Origin of the sequence: Pseudomonas sp. PA27(2017) (genome assembly GCF_001945445.1) — a bacterium.
In the GTDB taxonomy this organism is placed as follows: domain Bacteria; phylum Pseudomonadota; class Gammaproteobacteria; order Pseudomonadales; family Pseudomonadaceae; genus Aquipseudomonas.
Window position 1 is genome coordinate 64,616 of the sequence record NZ_MSXW01000019.1, and the last position, 20,500, is coordinate 85,115.

Below are 20,500 nucleotides of genomic sequence, written 5' to 3' on the forward strand. Positions count from 1 at the left end.
ACCTCTGCCAGGGGAGGCTAGCCTCCCCTGGCATCCTTGGTTCACTGTTTGCGGCCGGCCTTGTCCGCAGCGCTTGCAGCTCGTGATGCAAAGCTATCCGGAGGGATGACGCCGTTATTGTCACGAGCAGTTGCTGAGTAGATTCGAGCCTTGGCGTCTTGGGTCATGGCCCTGCTTACGGATTTCTTGGACATTTCAGTTACCTTTAAAGAGTCAGTGGAGACGCTGATGCGTCAAAGGGGACTCTACGCAGGCACCGATAACAGGTCAGGGGGGGAAACTCGGAAAAAGCCATGCAGAGCTTCAGCCCCCGCCTATCTCAATCACTGGCCAGAGCATATAACCATGACTGCCACCCATAACTTGCCAACATCGTCCTCCGAAAGCGGCATGTATCGGTGGCAGTGTCGGCTTCATCCGCCACATATTGATAATCCATCTGGTACCGCGTCTATTCCGCAGCTCCCGTAATTTTTTGGCACAGGATCTGGGCTACGGTTCGTCAACCAGTCGGAGGCTCAACCATCATCGCGAACTTGTGAAAACTCAGCCCTGACAATGTAATTTTTCTCCTCGTCAATCATGCTAGACATCCCTGCCTGGACACCTCCCTCTGCCAGCTTTGCCCTTATAGACAGTTCAAGGCTTTTATCAGCAGAAAACGAGGTGACTTCCTTGAGCTCTATAGAGGCAGATAGACAGCCGCCATGCTCTCGGGCGAAGACAACGGCTTTCCAGGCTGGCTCATAGGACAGCCAGAAAAACATGCCGCTTTCGACCTTACTGCCTACACGCCAAGCTCTTCCTGAAAGCGAAAACTCACGCACATCTTGGGCATTAGCGCTACCTTCGGTGCGGTTTTGATAACTGACATCTCCTGCGCCTAAAGGGCCACCCTGCAAAGACACTCCACCACTTACCGCGCGATGAGTTTTATCCGACGACGTCTTTGTGATGCTGATTTTTGTAGCGCCAAGATGAACCAGAAGCTTAATCAACTCCGACTCCCTCTCCTCCAAAAGTATGGAGTCGTATCGATCACTCGGGATATAGAGTGATCGTCCGTCAACCTCTGAGGAGTTAGGTAATGGATGCTTCCTGTATGCCCTGCCCACCACCGGATGTCCTGGCTGGAAATCATAGCCTGCTTCTTGGGCTTGTCTGCTGGTCATGGAATGACGCTGAATATAGGCAGCAAAAAGACGCGCCTCCTCCTGCCGAGCAGGGTCCTGCTCCTCGGTTTTTGACACTCCTCGACTCGAAGAAAACGAGTTACCAATGGCCGCCGCGGCTAATAGCACCACTGGCGACAAGGCCCCCAGGACCTGAGCCCCTCCAGCGACTGCGGCAGCCGATATCGCACCTGTACTGAAACCGGCCTCGCGGTCTGCCATTGTAAAATTTGGTGTATAGCCAGTATCGCTCTGCTGCGACGAGATAGCAGGCTCATCTACGATGTAAATCACGTCCAACATTCCACTTTCCTTGTAAGGCTAAATCATCATTATCTGGCACGAGCCAGGAAGCTCTGATGTCCACACTGGCTTTTGACACCGAGCCCCCTCTCTCAGCATGATGAAGGCGCTGGTGTTCAATCGTTTTTCCACGATACTGCTTTTGAGCTCCATGTAAGGTTACTCGAACTGCCGATGCAAACGGGATAGAATCAATTTCGCTCACATGAAAAAAGAGCCATAAAAAGACTGAAAATTTCTGCTCTATCCACGACTGGTGTCGAACCCACGCTGACGGTCACCGAAGGATTTCGTCGCAGCCTTGCATAGATAACTGACCCGGTGGAACAGCTCCGGCAGCGCATCATGATCACCAGCACGGATGTATCGGTTTATCCGATACTCAGACTGCTCAGGAATGTGTACCAGTCCCCATACCTGATCAACTGGAAGCTTCAAAGCGCTAGCCCAAGCCTCTTCCATGCGACGGACATTATTGGCTCTCCTTGAAACTAGCCGCCCTACGCCGTAATAGGCATCCCTGTTTAGCAGGATCAGCAAGTGATAATGCGGTCGCCTGTTTCGCCCCACCTCGCGGGCCCAAACGTAACGAACTCGCGAGTCCCGGGCACACGGGTTCCTACCCTGTGCCCGGGCACGATCATGCCTGATCTTGGCCTTGAAGGATTCGATGAAACGACTGATAACTGCATTCGTGTAAGCGTCATCAGAAAGCTCAGCATCCTGCGGAAAGCGCAGGTCTATCCTGAAGGCCAAGACCCTCGGGTAGTGATCCACTGCTCGCTCGATGGTTCGCTTGGTGGCTACGAGATATTCAAGGATAAATGGTCCTTTCTCGGACATGATTGGCATGCCCTCGAAGGTGTTCTCCCAGTACAGATGAAGATTCGGATTATCTGAATGACGGGTCACGGGTACTACTCCTCAAAGAGTTTCATACCCTGTGCTGCTTATATTTTTTTTTACTGATCCGTAGCTGATGGTAAAACCCACTAACCTACAACATGGCCCGCTATACCTTGCGGCTCAGGGTGTAGCTCATTTTATAAAGCATAATACTCACGCCAAAATTTCCAACCGCTGTAATTTCTAAGAATTCGGTGTACGGCAGCCCATATAAACCTGAAGCAAAGTAAATCCCAATCACTCTGGAATTAAAATATGGCTAGGCATAACCTCCGGTAATATTAACCTCAAAAATCCGGACTGCAGGTGAATGCAGCTGATCGCAGCAAAAAATTGCTGAGGCAGCAAGGCTGGTTGCAAGGTCTGCAGCAGCGGCTAAATAGCTATGCTGTTTAAGCCATATCGCGCTCATCAATCCTAGACCGAATCCAAGCCACTACCTCGCTCTCAATCCAGCCAACACTTCGTTCAGTCAGCGGCACAGGGCGCGGAAACGCGCTTGAGCCAATCAGCTTATAGATTGTTGACCTAGCCAGACCAGTAGAGCTGATTACCTCTTTCAAACGCATGACTCTCAAAAACATCTCTCCTCTGCTGACTGTGCCGCCCAGGCACAAACAGAGGATTCTCTCCGATCCGACACCCAGCAGCGAATGCGACTAAGACTCCCACAGCCACAATCTTGACAATGTCATATTTTTATCTGAAATTACTGACATTGTCAGGAGCGGTGATCACCGGAGGCTGGACGATGAGCGACGGACCCCACAGAAGCTTGCCGATGCGAAAGCCTTGGAAAGAGGTAGCCAGGCGTGGCGACAAGGCAGCTTACAGCGCCAGTGAAGTAGCAGACGCCGCAACCAACGCCCTAGCAAGCGATTTCAAGAAGGAGGTTTCCTGGGAACTGACCCAAGAGCTGAAATCCATTTTTTCCGGTCGTGACAACTCCCTCATGCTCCCTGAAATTGCACTTGCTCAGTTAAATGATGCCAACGCTCTTGCAGCTGGATCAGTGTTTGGCAGAAATGTCGTGGCATGCAGCATTGCGCTCATCCAGGAAGGCAAATTCGGTTCAGATGCATTTCATGAAGCTGTAGGCCTTGCTGCAAAAATGCGCGGACTAGCAACCACGCGATCTATTCAAGAGCACTTTCTGAGAGAGTCCAACCACAAGCGAGCGGATCATGTAAGCAAGCGTATTTCCGACGCAATCTGCGGACTCGCAGAAAACCAATTGGGCTTGATTCTGTTGGGCCCGGCACCGGTCTCTCAGCGTTCAAGAAAAATGACCGGCTTGGATGCGGGAGTATCGCTTTGAAAAATTTCTTACCTCTGAAGGAGATGGCTGTTGATGTGGTCGAGTCCGGCGTACGCCCAAGAAAAGGCATGCTGCCCTGCCATCTCGGACAGAACATCAATTTCGATCTAGAAGCTCTCGCATCCTTCTCCTCGCAAAAATGGCAACCCAGGGTCTATGACGCCCTAGTCGTGGCCGCTGCCGTTGAGTTTTGTGATCGCACTCTTACCCGCAGCACAATGAACTGGGGGCGGCGTTTTGATATACGTATTCCAGTTCATGACCACGAAAAATGGTCAGAAAATGCAGTTACCGGAGCACTAGTGGAGGCACTGAACCTTCTTACCGGAGACGCCTGGCACTTCGAGTTTCACGCTCGAAAAGCTCCCGCAGAACCACCAGTCCAAGATCACATGCAGTTCCCATCCAACGCGGAAGCAGTCATTGCCTATAGCGATGGCATGGACTCCCGTGCGGTAGCCGAGCTTGAAAGTAAGCGCTTAGAAAATCGCTTGGTTCGCGTGAGAGTAGGCAGCAAGCAGCACGACATATCCAAGAAGGAACGTCTCAAAATCCCGTTCACGGCACTCCCCTATTCAGTGAAATTTGATGACCGCAAAAATACTGAAACTAGCGCCCGAAGCCGCGGATTCAAATTTGCTGTCGTATCTGCCATGGCGGCATACCTAGTTGATGCACCAGCAACCATCGTTCCTGAGAGCGGCCAAGGCGCACTCGCACCCGCCCTCCTTCCAGTTGGTCATGGGTACGAGGACTACCGAAACCATCCGGTCTTCACCAAACTGATGGAGCGTTTTGTTAACGCGCTACTCGACTATCCGATCCAATTCCAATTCCCCCGTCTATGGAAAACGAAAGGCGAAACCCTGCGCGAATTCGTCGAAACCTGCGGAGATAGAGCTGGCTGGGCAACTACCAGATCTTGTTGGCAGCAGTCGCGGCAAACTGCCGTTTTAGGCTCGTGGCGACAGTGTGGCATTTGTGCTGCGTGCATCCTACGTCGCCTAAGTGTCCATGCAGCTGGCTTGACTGAAGCGCCGGAGACCTACGTGTGGGAATCGTTGAGCGCAACAGACTTTGAAGCTGGAGCAGCAAAAGACTTCAGCAGACAGACTCAAGCCTTGCGAGAATATGCTATCGCGGGGGTGCTCCATTTTGAGCATCTCTCTTCGATTAGGGACTCCACGCAGTACGAACTGATCAAACGCCTCAGGACGAACGAGTTAGCTCGTGCCTTGGCTGAAACGCCACAAACGGTGGCGAAGAATCTTGACCGGCTCTTGCAACAACATGCCATGGAATGGTCAGCGTTTACGAACGATCTGGGACCAGAGTCGTTCGTGAGAAAATGGATAGATTACGCATCATGACCAAACCAAATTACGAACTCAGCCCAGTAGAGCTGGGTGAACGACTGAAGGTTGCGCGGGAAACCGCGAACATCACTCAAGATGCTGCCGCTAAGGCAGTAGGCGTAGCGCGCACTACGCTTGTCGCCATCGAGAAAGGGCAACGTAGTGCGCGGCTCGATGAAATCCAGGCACTTAGCCGCTGCTATGGCGTGTCTGCCAACTCGCTGCTGCGACAGGAAGCCGTCCATGTGGATCTTGTTCCACGCTTCCGCTCGCTTCCAGATACCAATGAGGTAGGTGTCGAGCAAGCTGCACGGATGTTGAACGACCTCGTTAGGGCTGAGGTGGAGCTTGAAAATGTGCTCGGTATTCAGAGAGCACACAATTACCCCGCAGAGAAAACTATCCTTCCTGGCGATGTCCGCAAGCAGGCCGAGCACGACGCGCAGAGCCTACGAAACTGGTTAGGACTCGGCGAAGGACCAATACAGGACATATTTGCGCTTTTAGAGCTGCAGCTGGGCGTACGAGTCTATAGTCGAAAACTCGCCCCTAAAGTTTCTGGGCTGTTTGCTTATGATGACGCCGTAGGTGCCTGCATACTGATCAATGCCAGCCATCGGAAGGATCGCCGTGCACAAACCAGTGCTCATGAGCTTGGTCATTTTATTGCGACTAGGCGCCGGCCAGAAATCTATCAAGACGAAAAATATGAAAACTCTCGCGAGGAGCGATACGCGAATGCATTCGCGAGTGCATTTCTTACGCCAGCCCGGGCCGTCATGGAGAAATTCAAGGAGCTGACCATTGGCTCAACCCATCTCACTCGCAGACACATCATCCTGCTTTCCAGCTTTTTTGGCGTATCTCGCCAAGCGATGGTGATGCGCCTTGAAGAGCTGAGTCTAACTAAAAAGGGAACCTGGGACTGGTTCATGGATAATGGCGGCATTACCGATGAGCAAGCCCGCCAGGTTCTGGGAGATACTGTATTTGACTCGGTTCCGGCTGATGTGACGCAATCGTCACGACTCTTCTTGCTGGCGATCGAAGCATGGAAGAAAGATCTAATCAGCGAAGGCCAGATGTCAGAGATGCTGAAGCTTGATCGCAAGAGAGTACGTGAATTGCTTGATGAGGCAGAAGAGGACGAGGTAGATGACCTTTTCAAGCTGTCTCATTAACCAGAGGAACGCCATCGTCCTGGATGCTAGCGTAATCATAAATTTGCTGGCGACGGATCATGCGAACACTATCTTGCAAGCATTAGCTGTCCCTCTCTATGTAACCGACTACGTCGTGCGCGAGATCGAGCAAGGCGCAGTAAATGGAAGGCCAGAACCAGCGCTGCTTGCTCAACTGATCAGCAACCAAGTCTTGATAATCAAGGAACTGACAGGAACCGCCTTAGAAGATTTCTTTGGGATGGTATCCGGACATACCTCTAGTTCGCTTGGCGACGGCGAGGCGGCTACTTTAGCCCTCGCATATCGAAATGATCTCTCTGCTGCCATTGACGAGAAGAAGGCTACCCGAATCGCTGCTGAACGCTTTGCGCGCCTGAAACTCGTCACTACGGTCGACATCCTAGCGTACGCTCCTGTGCGGTCTTCACTTGGAAATGAAGTTCTCGCCAACGCGACACTGCATGCTCTAAAGCGCGCCAGGATGCAAGTTAGAGAGCATCAGTTTGATTGGATAGCCCAGCTGATAGGTATAGAAAATGTGGCTGCCTGTCCAAGCTTGAAACGACACATAAGACGAGGGACATATGTGCTTAATCCTTAAGCGTGCCTCCTCAATCTACCAGGACACACTCGACCAATAGAGCAATGCGTGAAACCAAGATCCCCATCGGGGAACGTGACGCTCCCCTATCCGCGACTACGATGTCGAAACGGGATACGTTGTGGATACGTCTGCCCCACGCGTCAGCAATCGTTGAATGCAGCCAACAACCCAAACTAAAACGCCGAGCAGCTGAGGGCGTTCTCATGGGCCTAAGAAATGCAGGGAAACGAGTGGACTCCTCAACCAAACCATAATCAGACATCAATGGCGGTGGTCTTCCAGACCTCTTGCGCCAGAGCGATGAGCAACGCGTGGCGCCTCTCGATGGATGCGGCATTCCACGCAGAAAAAGCTGTCAGTTTGGCATTGATCCGAGAAATGGATGTGTTCTGCCCAACGTCGGTCAATGCCACCAGACTGCGTGTCAGGTAGTTTCCGCTCTTGTGGTACTCGACCTGCTTGGCCGTGTAAAAGTCATTGCCCGCGACGATGTTGATGGGCTTCTCCAGCAATGTCAGGTTGCCCAGCCGATTCTTGTAGTCGTCATAGACCATCCCAGGATTCTCGGTGGCCCACTTGGCATGCAGATCGGCCTCTGGCTTGTTGGGCAGAATATGCTCGATTTCCAAACTGGTGAACGGTTCCAGACTGCCTGGCACCTTCAATCCGTTGAACGCCATCTCAACGTGCTGAGTCAGCCGGGCCAGCAGATAACGCGTCCGATACTGCTGCATCGAATACAAGGTGAAGCGTTTTAGGGCATCGGCCAATTCCTGTGACTTGCCCGCCATGTTCTTCTCAAAACGGTCGGCGACGAATGCGTTGAGCTGAACCTTCTGCTTCACCGCATCAGTCGTCTCCGCAATCGTGCGCAGCTCATCGGCCCACTGGGAGAAACTGCGCTCCAGATCCTTTGTCGGGGTCTTGGTGAAGATGTAGTAAAAGAGGAAGCTCTCGAGCTGCGCTACGAAGTGGTCGAACAACGCCTTGGGGAAGTTGGCCGCCGCCAGTAGCAAGACGTAGTGCAAGCTGAACGCGCCACCGGTCAGGCGCTTCAGACTGTCCATCGCCAGACTGGGCTTGCCGTCGTTGCCCTGCCCGTTGGCAAAGGCCAGGTAGTGTTCGACGTTACGGATCACCTTGCGGACGAACTCGAAGGGCTTGCCTTGGTAGTCGCATAGCGCCGCGTTGTCCTTGGCGATGAACCAGTCGTAGATCTCGTCCTCACGAACCACCGCATCGCCGCGCTCGTTCTTGATCGCGTAGTTGGCCATCAAGAAGTAGCGCAGGAAGCGCAGCGGCTTTTCCTTCTCCTTCTCCAGCGGCTTGGTTATCTTTTTCCATTCGTCCTTGAGCTGGGTGAACTGCGTTTGCTTGACCTGGGTGAATAGCAGGTTCTTGAGCAAATCCATCGGGTTCAGGCCCACGCCGCGCTCGTTGATCGTCTCGAAAATCTTCAGCGCGCTACTGACGTCGGTGGAGATCTGGATGAAAACGACGTTGTTGGCCAGATAGCCCCAATACTTCTTCAGCTTGGCGACGTCGTCGTAGTTGTCCTTCAGATAGCGGTAAAGCGTGCTGTAGGCGTTGATCAGATTTTCCAGCGAGCCGAAGCTGGCGATGCCCGCAGCCTGGATGCCTGCGCGCACAGCCATAGGTTCGGCATCCAGCGCCACCAGCTTGGCCATCACTTCGCCTGCATTCTCGTAACGCGGCTCCAGCTTCAGGTTGGTGCGCACCTCGCCGTCGCTGTCCACGTAGCTAGTCGAGATCAGCCCGGCAATCATTTGTCGTTGAGGCTCTCCGTGGAACAGATGCTTGAGCGCGCACAACAGCAGGAAGAACGTGGTCAGGCGCTGCTGCCCGTCGATCACCTCGTAATGGTTCTTATGCTCGGTGGGCGACACTAGCACGGTGCCGATGAAGTATTCCCGCGTCGTCCCGGCATCGATCTGCTCGCCGATATCCTCAAGCAGCTGATGTACCTCCTTGTCCGTCCAGACGTACTCGCGCTGGTAGTCAGGGACGATATAGAAGCATTCCCGGAAAGCTTCCTCGATGCTGTACTTGTGGTTTTCGATGCGAGCCATGTTTGTCTTTTGTTCCTGTCCCGTTTTTTCTTGTAATACGACCTCAGCCGAGGTGACGATTGAATACTTGGTACCCGGTCAAATCAGCCGCAGGGTTTATCTCCATCGCGCGGGCACGAAGCTCCCGGTGGTCTCTGTAAGCTCCGCGTCGCTCCCAAGTCTGACCGTTTTGCTCAATGCCTCGAATCAGCTCAATGCAATCGTCCAGATCAAATTTCGGCAACAGAGGTCGGATCGCCTCATTGAAGCGCTGGTCAGCACCGTCGTAGCTTGTGCTGGCCACGTAGTACGCGCTCGCAAGACGTACTACGGTTTTCTCCCATTCAGGTGAATCCGATATATGCCGCAAAGCATCCCAGGTTTCGCGCCCGATCTCCGTGTAGGCATCGCCAATAAACCACTCACGCAAGGATTCGGCATGTTCCGGCAATGACGCTGCGGTGAACCACGCCAAGCATCGGGACGATACATCGTTGTCTACGGCATGTTGAATCGCGGTTTTAGCGTGATCTGCCAAAAGCCCGTAGATCGGGCCGGAACGGGATAAAAAGTGGATCAGGAAAATCAGCGCTGTGCCGCCAGTTGCTATCGTGCTGAAGTAATCCCCGTCGGCTTCGATCTGCGCACGAAACTGGCCGGGGTTGCGGCTATAGAGCAGGTTCAATGCGCTGTAGTTGATGGCGCGGTTCTTTTCGCATTTTTCGTCCGTCAGCCTGAACACGAATTTCCAGAGAGCTTTGAATACGGCTTTTTCGACCTCCGGATTGAAGCGCGAGAAATACTTGCTATCCAAGTACGCCTTTAGCTTCTTGTCATCGATCAGGATGCCCGATGCCTGTTCGAGGTCTTCGACCAGATCACCGACAATCTGCTTCGACAAGATAGGAGCCTTCGTGAGCAGACCATCAAGTGCGTTGCGGATCAGAGCACGGGCAGTATCACGGTTTGGCCGATGCAACTGGAAATTCGCGTTGACCACCGGATGTGCTGCAAGATGGCGCTGCCGTTGCAGGTGGAGCAAATTCTCACGCTCAGCAATGTCCAGTAACTGGGTCTGCTCGGCCACCGATTCCACCAGCTTCGTTTCCCAGACGGGAGACCGCTCGTTATCCTGCTGCATCTGTCCAATCTCGGCCAGAATGCTCTTGGCTTTGGCATCCCCGTAGAGATCAACCAAATGCTGGAGCTTGAACAGCAGGTCACAGACCACAACCGACCAGAGCATCACGACCGCTGACCGATGGTTGCCTGCGGAATAGCAGCTCAGTACCTCGGAAAAATATTCCTTGCTGCGTGCATCGAAAATCTGCGTCGCGCGCTGCTCGATGGAGTATTCGTCCAACATCACGCCCCCTAGTTCACGATCTCAACGTATCCAATCAGCTCTGCCGAATAGCTGCCATCCCCATTCGCTGCGCCCTTGTGCTTCAGCTCCCGCTGCAGTGTCGGCTCAACCACCTGCGCGAATAGTTCCTGCCGCTGTTCTGGCTCGAACATCGGTAGGGTTATTGGTGCCTGCAGGTATTGCTCCGCCAGCCGCTCGACCGCCGGAACCCTGGTACCGTCCTGCTTGACGGCAATGGGCTGAATTACGACACGGCGTTCACCATTGCCTATGGACGCCTCGACCAACCAGAGAGAAAGTAGAACCGGCGCGTCCACATCCCCTGAAACCGCAATGCCAATATCTTCAGGTGCAACGCTGCGCCAGCGTCCAAATTCTTCCTGTATCAGCGGATGATCCAGGCCCATCAGTTCCACATTATCGCTGCTGGTTGCCGTATCGCGGTTCAAGGTAAATCGTGCCCGACGTGTACCATCAACCGTCACAAGGTCGTACGTTTTGTCGTCGATTTTGACCAGGCGCTGCTGACAATCCGCCACTGCTGCCGACAGGAAACGCACCAGTCGATCCAGACTGGACGACACGTCGGAGAACGGCTTGTAGTCATCAAGACAGAAGCCGTCGAGGTCTTGGAACAGATCAAACACCACCTGCCGCGCCTCGCGTGAGTTCGACAACGCCGCTTCCAGTTCCACTTGTGTGCGTTTCAATTCAGGATCGGACAACGCTTCCTGGTAAAGACGGTCATAATTGAGACGCTCGGATAGCTGGCCAAGAATCTGCGCGCGCAGGTCTTCGGCAACCTTGCCTTGGTCGTCGACCTTGCCGACTGTCTTGGCAATTTCCGTCAGCTTCTCGTCGAGCATCAGGAAAATTCGTCCCTCGATGGTGTCGGACAGTACCAGGTTGTAGACCTGTGCCGTGTGGTTTTGACCATAGCGGTGGATGCGCCCGATTCGTTGTTCCACATCCATCGGATTCCACGGCAAATCGAAATTGAACAGGATTCGCGCGAACTGCAAATTCAAGCCTTCGCGGCCGGCCGCTGTACACACCAGTACACGCGGCCCATCTTTCAGGCGGAATTTCCGCTCTGCCGCCAACTTGGCACCGTGGTCGCCGCCGCGCAGCACAACCACACCCTGGCCTGGATAGGCCTGCTCAATCTCACGTGCAATCAGATCGACCGTGCCGAGGTAGGTGGCAAAGATGACGATCTTCTCGCCGGCATTCTGCCGCCACAGATAGCCCAAGCCATCCAGCAACTTCTGCGCTTTGGTTTCCCGCTGGAGCGGAAAGACCTTGAGCAAATCGCCGATACGCAGGCGCTCCTCGGGCAAATGCAGCTCCACGACTGCAGAAGCAGCTTCCTCTGCGTGCGTTGCAGAGTACTCGCTGCCGTAAGGGTCGGAGGCCATTTCCAGTGCCTCCTCATCTAACTTCTTGACCAAGCGGTATTTGAGGTCGGCGAGCACACGATCCACTTCACTTCGCCCGATGCTGTCATGCGGCAGGCCAAACTCCTCATGAATCAATGCCCGCGCTTCCTCAGTCAGGCGCTCACGACCTTCAATATCAAGCTCTTTGTCCCGCAGCAGCGCTTCGTGCAGGGTCAGCATAAGCAAGCGGCGCTTGAGCGTGCGGCGCACAGCCGCAAAGCTGGAAGCTGCAATCTTTTGAAAAATCGCCATCAAAAAACCTAGCGCACGCCCCTTGTTACCCTGGCGACGGGCTAGGTCGAAGCCGTCCTCCAGATACTCACGCAGCTTCTCGTAGAACAGTCGCTCTGCCTGATTCATCAGGAAAGATTCGGTATGCACCCAACGTCTTGCAAACAATGGCGATCCATCAGGCTGACAGGCATCAGCCTTAGTACGGCGAAACATCACCGTATTGAGACGGTGGCGGTTTTCCAACATCTCTTCGGGGCTGCCAAAGAGCGTGGGATTCAGGAGCTGAACCAACATCCAGAACTGGAAATGATTGCCTTGGTGGGGAGTGGCCGACAGCAGCATCAGATCACGCGAATGATCCTTCAAGGCCTCAGCCAGCTTATAGTTCTCGGTCTTTCTGACCTTCCCCCCAATGCGGTGTGCAGTCAGATGGTGCGCTTCGTCGAAGACCACAAGATCCCAACGAGGGGCATCAAGCAGGCGCTTGATACGCGCCGGGCGTTTGAGGGTGTCGATGCTAGCGATCAGTCGATCGTGTTTGGCAAAAGCATTCGTCTTTCGGTCGGTGATGTCACCCTCAGAGCCGAACACCTCGAAATCAAGGTTGAACACCTCGTTCAGCTCACGGTGCCAGTTGTTTACCAGCCCGGCGGGCACCACCATCAGAGCGCGATTCAATTCACCTCGGCTAGCCAGCTCTCGCAAGATCAACGCAGTTTCGATGGTTTTGCCCAAGCCCACCTCATCGGCAATCAGATAGCGCCTGGGAGATGCCGTTGCAATGCGGTGTGTCAACACCACTTGATGCGGTAATAGGTCGATCTTGGCCGAGGTCAGCGCCGACGCGCTTTCCATAACAGGCAGAGCGTGAGCCTCGTAGGACAACCAAGCTTTGCGTGCCCGATCTGTGCCGCCATCGACAGTACGCAGGATGCGCTCGGTGCGCGAGAGCTCGCGGCGCACTGCACCCACCGGCACACGGCGCTCGCCCACGCCGAAGAAGGCGCGCAAGTAGCCATCATGCGCCGAGTCAAGAACGACACCTTGGCCGAATTCGTGGTGAGTGATCCGTTCGCCGGGTTGAAACTGAGCCTCTGCTTCCACGCGCCGACCTCAAGTAATTCGCAAATGGAACAGACCCGCAGCTCTTGCGCCCTCGCGCAGCAGGATTTCCTGCGGATACTCGTTGGCCTCGCCCCAGAGTAAGCGACCAAAGTCGAGCTGATTTCCACGGTGCGGCGCCTCGCACAACCACGACACTGCATCGGTAGTAGGCAGAACACTGAGGCGTTTATCTCCCTGCGGCATCCAGAAGATCAACGCACCATCGCCTCCCCATTCGTCCTGAAACGAAAGAATCGCGCGCTTTATTGTATCCCCCAACCACACTTCCCCCTGGTCAGGCGCCAGCAAATCAAGACTACCCTCGAGGCCAGCAACCACCAGAGTTCTACCTTGATTGCTAGGTAACTCCTCGGGCCACCCACTCCCATTCGGAACGGCGGCAAGCAGGAACTGACGTAGACTCCACACCTCGCCGGCCGCACAGACTGTGTTGCGTGCTTCCTCATCCCAGAGCCAGCTGGTGCCGCGCCGTTGCCACACCGTATCGAGCACCTGCCTCATTACGCATACTCCCCATCGTCATTAAACAGCGATCCTTGCTGCGGCTTGGGTGCCTGGCTGGCTTGCCAGGTTGTGAAGATCGACACCGCGCGCGAGGCAGCATTTCGGGTGGTTTGATCCGGGCCATTTTTTTGCAACCACTCCAGCAGCGGCTTGAGAGCAACGTGTGGATTGAAGTTGTCGTTCTTCAGTGTGTCAGACGCATTGATGCCGCTGCCATCAACACACGCACCGATCAGCATGAGTGCCTGATCTAGGTCGGAAGTGAGCTTACGTTTGTGCTTACCCTGCCAATCGCGAGCAAAGGCAAGAGGATCAGTGCGGATGAAAATTTTTTTCACCTCAGAGCACCAGCCGCGCTGCACAAAGTCGTCAGTAGTTGTGATGGTCCCACGCAAAAATTTCTGCAACTGGTCACGTTGCAACTCTGTGGCAGAGCCGAAGGTACGCAGGAACTGGCGTGTCATCGGCTCAGCATTTGCCGGTAACGGCTCTTTTCCTTTATCGGCATCGTCATCAATGAGCTGATTGATGCCGATCAGGGCCTCTCTGACGGAAATCGTACGACCCTCATCCACATAGACTTTGCCGTAATGGCGGGAGAAATACTCCAGCGCTTTGCCGCGCCGAATCACTTGAAGGTCTGCGTCAGGCAGGCCCTCCTTAGCGTGATTCTCAAGCATTGCCTGCAATTGACGTACATCAGCCATTACCTCGCGGCGCATGCGGCCCCAGCTCACAGGTTTGGGAGCTTCAGTACGTTTACGACAGACGTGAACAATGTCGTACTCAATCTGTTGAGAACCGAATGTTCCTGGTTTACTACCTTCACCTTTAGTTTCGTCGCTACGAATCGGGTAGGCTGCTTCTAAATAAAAACCCGCTTCAAATAGACTCTCAAGAACAGACACCCAAGGCTCATCTTGGCTATGATGGAAGGTGAAGGCGAGGATGCCACTTGGTTTCATTATCCGCGCACATTCACACCAGACAGCAGTGAGTAATTTTTGATAATAACCCTGAGGATTTTCTGGATTGCGAACCGGATTATCAACTGCTTCTAGTGACTTTGGCGTGAGCTCTAACTGCCACTGTGGGTACTTATCTTTTAGTGCAAGGCGCAACCAGACATGAAAAAAATCTGCCAATTCTGCATATTGAACATTATTGCCGAACGGTGGATCAGTGATAACCAAGTCAATCGAAGCAGCATCAATATCGTCAAGATCCGTGGAAGATCCCCAACGCACCGTGCCATCTAATAACGCGTCACCAGGATAAACTTTTTCGCTCTTACCCGAGACAGCATCCTTCAGCGCTGATTGCTCAAGAGCGAGCCGATCATTGGACACCAACTCCCACGGCTCATTTGCCCATTCACGTGACTCAATCAACCCCTCTACGCAAGAACTCCAGTTCCCACGACCTAAGTCACCAAACACACAATTCTCAACCGGCGTATTCTTTGGATAGTAATTATTATTTGAAAAATGTGGTTCCAGCTTGTCTGCCTGCGAGTTCCATAAGCAGAGCATGTTCTGATTGCGAAGATATTGCTGGAATGCTGCCAGTACATACTCTCGTACTTCCCATCGATGATCTCTAGGTGAGACTGTCATTATCGCCTTGAGCAGCTGAGTCTGAACCAGCATCTGCCTAGGATTGAACATATCCGCAAATGTTGGATAGCCATGCTCGGGAATTTTTTGATAAGTAGTCTTAAATCCCTCAGGTACAGCAGTCCTCGGCCAATAAGCACTCAAATCGGTATTCTTACGGGACTCCCACTCAGTAGCTGCGGCATCGAGCTGGCGAGAGTCAAGGAGAGGGGCAAAAAATCTGCCTCCATAATTGGCTCCAGTAGCTTTTCTTTTTGGAGAAAAAGCTTGAACGGCGTATGCAGCCATCTGGGCTTTACCGCCATTTCCTGTCATGGATTTAAGTACATCCTGAACCGTGCCACATGAAGCACAGGCGAAAGCAGACTTTTTGGCAACCGTTCCTTCGCTTGTTTTGATAGAGACCTGACTTTCCGGGCACGTCACAACCTCAGGCAATTCGCCACGCACTTCCAAGAGTCGAATTTTCCCAGCACGCTCTTTATTCCATCGTGCGGTGGACACCGCATCGTCTTGTACAGCACCGCCATAAGGCTCTCCGTTCAAATCTTGCTTGGGAGAGCCGGTCAACCATTGCGGATGCACCAGCAGACTCAATTCGACCTTCTTGTTCTTACCCTTGCCCAGCTTGATCTGACCTCGTGAGCCAGCAATAGCCAATCCGTCCTTAGGGTGAATATTGGCTGCTGCCGTATCTCCGCAGTGCGGGCAGGTAACGCCCAACACTGGATCAAGCACCGCATAGGGCTGCTCCGTAGGCGCCACGAACAGCGGCACATCAGGGGCCATTCGAGCTGCGTTGGCTTCAATATGGAACTGTCCCCCGCATTTGCCGCAGGCATGTTCCCAGTGCTTAACGCTGAGGGCCTTCACCGCCATCACGGGGCTGCTCATAATTGGCGTTCGATGGCCGCAGCCTGTCACCTGACAAGGACCATGCTTGGCCCAAAAGGTATAGATAATCTCAGGGCCTTCGTAGCGGTATTCCTGGCGTTGCTCACTAGGGATAGCTAGCGGATCGAAATCTGCGGGCATTACCTTATTTGTCGGCAGGTGCGTCCAAACACCTTTCTCACCTTCCGGGCCGTCACAGTAGTAGTACGGCATGATCTGCGGCTTGACCTCGGCCTCGATGTCGGCAAGCAGGCGCGTCACCTCATCCAGATCAACGTTGGCCAGTTCTTGCTTGACCACGAACCAGGCTACCGGATTCAGGTCGTTCCCAACCATCTGCATGCCAAGACGTGAGCCTTCGACCAACGTGGTGCCGCCGCCCATGAAGATGTCGGCCACCTTCAGGTCCTTGAAAGCACCTTTTTTCTGGTGGTTCGCGTAGTAGTTGTCCCACACCAACTTGGCGGCATGTGATTTGTCTTCAGGAGCTTTGGTCGCTGCCGCGATCAACATCGAGCGGAACACGCTGGAGCGGCGCCGTGCCCACCACTTCGACATCTGGTAAATCGGCTTGCCGGCGTTGCCTTCGATGATCGCCACCTGATTGACCGGCAAAATCGGGAAATCCACTTCCAGGCAAGTCTTAGGGCGGTTCGGATCGTTGAAGTCGACGGTCTCAAGCGCAACAGCCTTACCTGCCCCAACAGCCTTGGCGACTTCCTGCGCGAGTAGTTCTTTTTTTGTGGCCATTAAGATGCTCCCCCAACTGCACCGACCGCCACTTGCGGCCGGAGTCTGGTGCGAAGTTGTTCGTAAATTGGAATCTGGATGCCTTCAGCTACCTCTAGGGTGACTGCAAGGCCGTAAGGAATGGCTTCATCAAGGCTTGCTGTTGCATCCTTCTTACACGCCACCTGCAACAAAATACTGTCGCCATCTTGATATGCGGCGATCTGCTTGGAACCTTCAACCACCTCGTGTTGCACTGTGCCGCGCAACATTTGGTTGTGGTCTGCATCTTGGCGAGCTAGTTTCAGGGGCAAATCACCCCAGCCATCAACAGGAGAAAGCTCAAGCTTTGCTTCGCGGAAACTGCGGTGATCCGGATTGACAGGGCTAAACCAAGCCAATGTCACCACCATCCGCCGCCACACCTGACTACCGGACAGGCCGGGAGGCAGCGGCAGCCGATACTCGTGAATTTCATTCTCGCGAATTTCGCCACACCCAAGAACCGTCGCCCGCTGCTCTGTACACGCCAGCACTCGTTCAATTTCAACCGAGCCATACCCGAGATATCGGGCCGTGATTTCCTTGATTTTGCGTGAGTTTTCAGGTGTCTTCAGTGCAGCCGTTATTGCATTGCAGGCGTCATCATCCTGTTTCGCACCATGTACCAACAACGCTTTTATGACTACGGCGATAAGACCATGTGAAATGTCTTCCCCGTGCTCAGTGCGCAGCGTATCAAGCACATCGTAAATGCGAGCAGCACTACGAGTAGCCAAGGCTGTAGCATTGCTAGTGCCTCGCGTGTAAACAGTGTGCGACAAACTGCCTGCCTGACTGCTATCCCAAGCGACTTTCTGTCCTGGCGCACCTAACGAGCCATCCAGGTGATACAAAGTTTGGCTATCCAAAACGGGCGTTCTATACAGTTGTCGGCCGCCGGGGAAAAGAATCTCCGGCTTGATAGAACGACGAAAACCATGACCAAGCCGTGCAACAGGGCTAAAGAGAGGTGCACCTGACAACAAGTCTGTTCGTTGTCCTAAATGATAATTTCCGCTGCTATCAGAGTGCGTTGCGCCCACCGAGATGGCATTTATGGACTCTGCGGGAGACACTATGCGTCGTCCAGACAACTGACCCCGAATGCACTTCAAGATATGTTCGACTTGCTGATCCTTGGTCAAAGCCTGAAATTCAAGTACCGGCAAACCGATATCAATACTTTCGGGATAGTTTCCGGCGCTCACACAGAAAAGCACACGGTATTTCCACGACAGCCAGTCAAGTAGCCTCGCCCAAGGACTGGGCGTGTGAATAAAAGGACGAGCCGGATCGCCAATGGACACGTTGATGACGCACACATTTGGCGCTTGTGGGGGTACTGTACCTTCACCCTCAAACATCCGTCTGACCGCACGTGCGATACGATCCTCAAAGAAAATCTCATCGGGGACGTGCTCGCTCCGGTTTCTTGGATCAGATTGAGGGTCTGGCTGCATGACGGGCAGCACATAAACCAGACGCGACAGTGGATTGGACTGGCCCTCCACTATCTCTCCATGCACGACCAAAGACGCCATTGCCGTGCCGTGCTTCCTCTCACCTGGTTGATACTGCTCGGAAAGATTGTCAGGATCGTCAAACAGCAAGCGCCCCTTCAGTGCCTGATGCTGCACATTGGGAACACCATCGAGAATGGCAGCAACCGGCGGAAGCTCAACCGCCCCCTCAGCAATTTCGGTTTCAAAACCGTCGCCGGCCTCTGTAGCAGCAAGACTTTGCCCAGTAGGACGAAAGTACATAACGCCATGGAATTTGAAGAGCTGGATGGCTGTATCGTGGATGTCGGAATCAAGATCGCTCAACAGTTGCCGGATACTCTGTGCTGGTAATTCAGCCTTTACGGCATGAAATGCTATCTCCGGTATATCAATAAAGCCGCCCAACGTCCGGCCACCGGCAGCTTCCAACAAAGAGGCTACATTGCGCTCTGCTTGCACACGCCGCTGTTCTGATTTGCGATAAAACAGCTCGATCTGGCAATGGATCGGCTGCAACGGATTAATAGGATCAAGCAAATCCCGCCAGCGATCCAACATGCCCGTATCGCGCAGTGTTTCTTCGATGCCCCAACGACGGATCTCTACCATCTGGTTGAACACATTGCGCCACTTGGTTTTCCCAATCGGCAGAAATTGGTTATTCTTCCATTGCTCCCAAAGCGACAGGAGCTCCCGCATCCCACCTTCATTGGCAAGCGACAGGAACATTCGGCCCTTTACGGCTTTTCCCGTAGGCTCTCCTTTGGTATTGCGCTCATAAAAATCCTCATCCGGAGGAATGTCGTCAACATCCCATTCGCCCAACCACTCCAGGCCAATCGCTTCTACTGCCTGCCGGAATTCGTTAACGCTGCCCGCAATTTCAATGACCAGAACGGTTTCAGGTTCTAGCCCAGCGGCTGACCCGCTGACATTAGCTTTGTAACGATCAAACTCCTGCTGTAGAGCAGTCAATTGTGGGCCGAGACGAACCACCTGTTTTCCGTGACCGGGAACATGGGGCTGGCTTGATGGAAAGCCTTTACCCTTAGGTGGAGCTATGGTTTTTGCTTGCGGGAATACCAGAAGAGGGAGAGAGGTTGCCATCAGCGATCCTTACCTTATTTCGCCGTTGTTGCGTTCTTATCTTCGGTCGGCTTCAAACGGCTTTTCCATTGCTCCAACTTGAGCTTGGTCACTTGCTGGGCGTTTTCCGATTTCATATCGAGCACGGCACGACGAACCACACCATGGCAGAACTCTTCAGTTTCCGCGAAATTCAATCCAAGCAGGTGTTTGGCCAGGGTTGCAGGTTCGTAACCAAAATTCACATTGCATTTTTGACCAATCGATGCAATGTATCGGGTCAGTTGCTCGCGGGTTGGGATTGGTAGTTCGATACGCAATTGGAAGCGTCGCCAGACGGCTCTATCCAGAAGCTCAGGATGATTGCTGGCCGCAACCACCACTACGTAATCGGGCATTTCGTCCAACTGCAACAGTAATGTACTGACTACGCGTTTTATTTCTCCTGTTTCATGGGTATCGCCGCGTTCTTTTCCGAGAGTCTCAAACTCATCAAACAACAAAACACAACGCTGCGTCCTCGCATAATCCAGCAAATTTTTTAGGCGGCTTGAGGTTTCGCCAAGATAGCTTCCCACCAAAGTTTCATAACGAATGACGATAAGTGGGTACATTAATTCAAAAGCCAGCGCCTCAGCCAAGGTTGTTTTCCCATTCCCAGGCGGGCCAGCGAGCAGAATCCGGTTTCTTGCCCGCAAATTATGAGCATGCAGCAACTCAGCACGATGCTGTTCTTCGATAAGTTCTTCTACCTGGCACTTGATCTTGTCGGGCAGCACCAGACTGTTAAGATCGCGCTCTGGGGTAATTTCGTAGAACAAATCTTTAACTGCACTACCAACGCTTGGCCTTGCCTCAGAAGGCCTCAGAGTTTGAGCTGAGCTAGCTTGCAGAGCTTTTGCAAGCCGCTCCGCTAGCAATCGATGCCCTTTATTTTTTTCTTCCTTAATGAGGCTTTCTGCAGCTTTCCGGAACGCAAGCTGATCTCCGCGGGTCGCGGTTTTAAACAGGTCAACCAATAAATCAGCTTGTGCCATTACCTATTGCTCCAA

Annotated in this window: 14 protein-coding genes; 4 read left to right on the forward strand and 10 right to left on the reverse strand. The window is 53.4% G+C overall.

Going from position 1 to position 20,500, the window contains the following annotated elements; all coding sequences use genetic code 11:
• Positions 1-518 precede the first annotated feature (518 nt).
• The 3 genes from BVH06_RS10230 to BVH06_RS10240 all read right to left on the reverse strand — a co-directional run bounded on the left by BVH06_RS10230 (position 519) and on the right by BVH06_RS10240 (position 2,959).
• On the reverse strand, positions 519-1,475 hold the full coding sequence (locus BVH06_RS10230; RefSeq protein WP_075934003.1) for a hypothetical protein: 957 nt from the start codon (positions 1,473-1,475) through the stop codon (positions 519-521).
• A 243-nt stretch (positions 1,476-1,718) separates the two neighbouring features.
• On the reverse strand, positions 1,719-2,387 hold the full coding sequence (locus tag BVH06_RS10235; RefSeq protein ID WP_075934004.1) for an inovirus Gp2 family protein: 669 nt from the start codon (positions 2,385-2,387) through the stop codon (positions 1,719-1,721).
• 386 nt (positions 2,388-2,773) lie between these two features.
• The gene (locus BVH06_RS10240; protein WP_033988864.1) at positions 2,774-2,959 is read right to left on the reverse strand and encodes an AlpA family phage regulatory protein; all 186 of its coding nucleotides are present in this window, start codon (positions 2,957-2,959) and stop codon (positions 2,774-2,776) included.
• Positions 2,960-3,132: 173 nt separating this feature from the next.
• On the opposite strand from BVH06_RS10240, the gene BVH06_RS10245 reads away from it, so the two are divergent.
• The 4 genes from BVH06_RS10245 to BVH06_RS10260 are packed head-to-tail and all read left to right on the forward strand — an operon-like array spanning position 3,133 to position 6,839.
• Positions 3,133-3,699: a hypothetical protein gene (locus BVH06_RS10245; RefSeq protein WP_075934005.1), complete on the forward strand. Its 567-nt coding sequence runs from the start codon at positions 3,133-3,135 to the stop codon at positions 3,697-3,699.
• The gene (locus tag BVH06_RS10250; RefSeq protein ID WP_083651976.1) at positions 3,696-5,069 is read left to right on the forward strand and encodes a 7-cyano-7-deazaguanine synthase; all 1,374 of its coding nucleotides are present in this window, start codon (positions 3,696-3,698) and stop codon (positions 5,067-5,069) included. The genes BVH06_RS10245 and BVH06_RS10250 overlap by 4 nt, the downstream gene beginning before the upstream one ends.
• Positions 5,048-6,235 carry an XRE family transcriptional regulator gene (locus BVH06_RS10255; protein WP_256575162.1) on the forward strand — a complete coding sequence of 396 codons (1,188 nt, stop codon included), beginning with the start codon at positions 5,048-5,050 and terminating at the stop codon, positions 6,233-6,235. The genes BVH06_RS10250 and BVH06_RS10255 overlap by 22 nt, the downstream gene beginning before the upstream one ends.
• Positions 6,210-6,839, forward strand: a complete 630-nt coding sequence (locus tag BVH06_RS10260) for a hypothetical protein (RefSeq protein ID WP_075934008.1) — start codon at positions 6,210-6,212, stop codon at positions 6,837-6,839. Before BVH06_RS10255 ends, BVH06_RS10260 begins: the two co-directional genes overlap by 26 nt.
• 257 nt (positions 6,840-7,096) lie before the next feature.
• Here BVH06_RS10260 and BVH06_RS10265 read toward each other — a convergent pair whose 3' ends face one another.
• The 7 genes from BVH06_RS10265 to BVH06_RS10295 are packed head-to-tail and all read right to left on the reverse strand — an operon-like array spanning position 7,097 to position 20,485.
• Complete coding sequence (locus tag BVH06_RS10265; RefSeq protein ID WP_075934009.1) at positions 7,097-8,932, reverse strand: DUF262 domain-containing protein; 1,836 nt, start codon at positions 8,930-8,932, stop codon at positions 7,097-7,099.
• A gap of 43 nt (positions 8,933-8,975) precedes the next feature.
• Positions 8,976-10,277, reverse strand: coding sequence for a hypothetical protein (locus BVH06_RS10270; protein WP_083651979.1), 1,302 nt, complete (start codon positions 10,275-10,277; stop codon positions 8,976-8,978).
• Positions 10,278-10,285: 8 nt separating this feature from the next.
• The gene (locus tag BVH06_RS10275) at positions 10,286-13,054 is read right to left on the reverse strand and encodes a DEAD/DEAH box helicase (protein WP_075934010.1); all 2,769 of its coding nucleotides are present in this window, start codon (positions 13,052-13,054) and stop codon (positions 10,286-10,288) included.
• Positions 13,055-13,063: 9 nt separating this feature from the next.
• Entirely contained in the window at positions 13,064-13,576 is a 513-nt protein-coding gene (locus BVH06_RS10280; RefSeq protein WP_075934011.1) for a hypothetical protein, read from the reverse strand.
• Positions 13,576-16,839, reverse strand: coding sequence for a DUF1156 domain-containing protein (locus BVH06_RS10285; protein ID WP_075934012.1), 3,264 nt, complete (start codon positions 16,837-16,839; stop codon positions 13,576-13,578). The genes BVH06_RS10280 and BVH06_RS10285 overlap by 1 nt, the downstream gene beginning before the upstream one ends.
• Positions 16,839-19,469, reverse strand: a complete 2,631-nt coding sequence (locus BVH06_RS10290) for a S8 family peptidase (protein WP_075934013.1) — start codon at positions 19,467-19,469, stop codon at positions 16,839-16,841. The genes BVH06_RS10285 and BVH06_RS10290 overlap by 1 nt, the downstream gene beginning before the upstream one ends.
• Positions 19,470-19,483: 14 nt before the next feature.
• Positions 19,484-20,485 carry an AAA family ATPase gene (locus BVH06_RS10295; RefSeq protein ID WP_075934014.1) on the reverse strand — a complete coding sequence of 334 codons (1,002 nt, stop codon included), beginning with the start codon at positions 20,483-20,485 and terminating at the stop codon, positions 19,484-19,486.
• Positions 20,486-20,500: the final 15 nt, after the last annotated feature.

Coding starts and splice junctions, on each gene's coding strand:
- BVH06_RS10295 (WP_075934014.1), bottom strand. CDS start 20,485: ATGGCACAAGCTGATTTATTGGTTGACCTGTTTAAAACCGCGACCCGC.
- BVH06_RS10270 (WP_083651979.1), bottom strand. CDS start 10,277: ATGTTGGACGAATACTCCATCGAGCAGCGCGCGACGCAGATTTTCGAT.
- BVH06_RS10265 (WP_075934009.1), bottom strand. CDS start 8,932: ATGGCTCGCATCGAAAACCACAAGTACAGCATCGAGGAAGCTTTCCGG.
- BVH06_RS10245 (WP_075934005.1), top strand. CDS start 3,133: ATGAGCGACGGACCCCACAGAAGCTTGCCGATGCGAAAGCCTTGGAAA.
- BVH06_RS10255 (WP_256575162.1), top strand. CDS start 5,048: ATGGATAGATTACGCATCATGACCAAACCAAATTACGAACTCAGCCCA.
- BVH06_RS10280 (WP_075934011.1), bottom strand. CDS start 13,576: ATGAGGCAGGTGCTCGATACGGTGTGGCAACGGCGCGGCACCAGCTGG.
- BVH06_RS10290 (WP_075934013.1), bottom strand. CDS start 19,469: ATGGCAACCTCTCTCCCTCTTCTGGTATTCCCGCAAGCAAAAACCATA.
- BVH06_RS10260 (WP_075934008.1), top strand. CDS start 6,210: ATGACCTTTTCAAGCTGTCTCATTAACCAGAGGAACGCCATCGTCCTG.
- BVH06_RS10285 (WP_075934012.1), bottom strand. CDS start 16,839: ATGGCCACAAAAAAAGAACTACTCGCGCAGGAAGTCGCCAAGGCTGTT.
- BVH06_RS10230 (WP_075934003.1), bottom strand. CDS start 1,475: ATGTTGGACGTGATTTACATCGTAGATGAGCCTGCTATCTCGTCGCAG.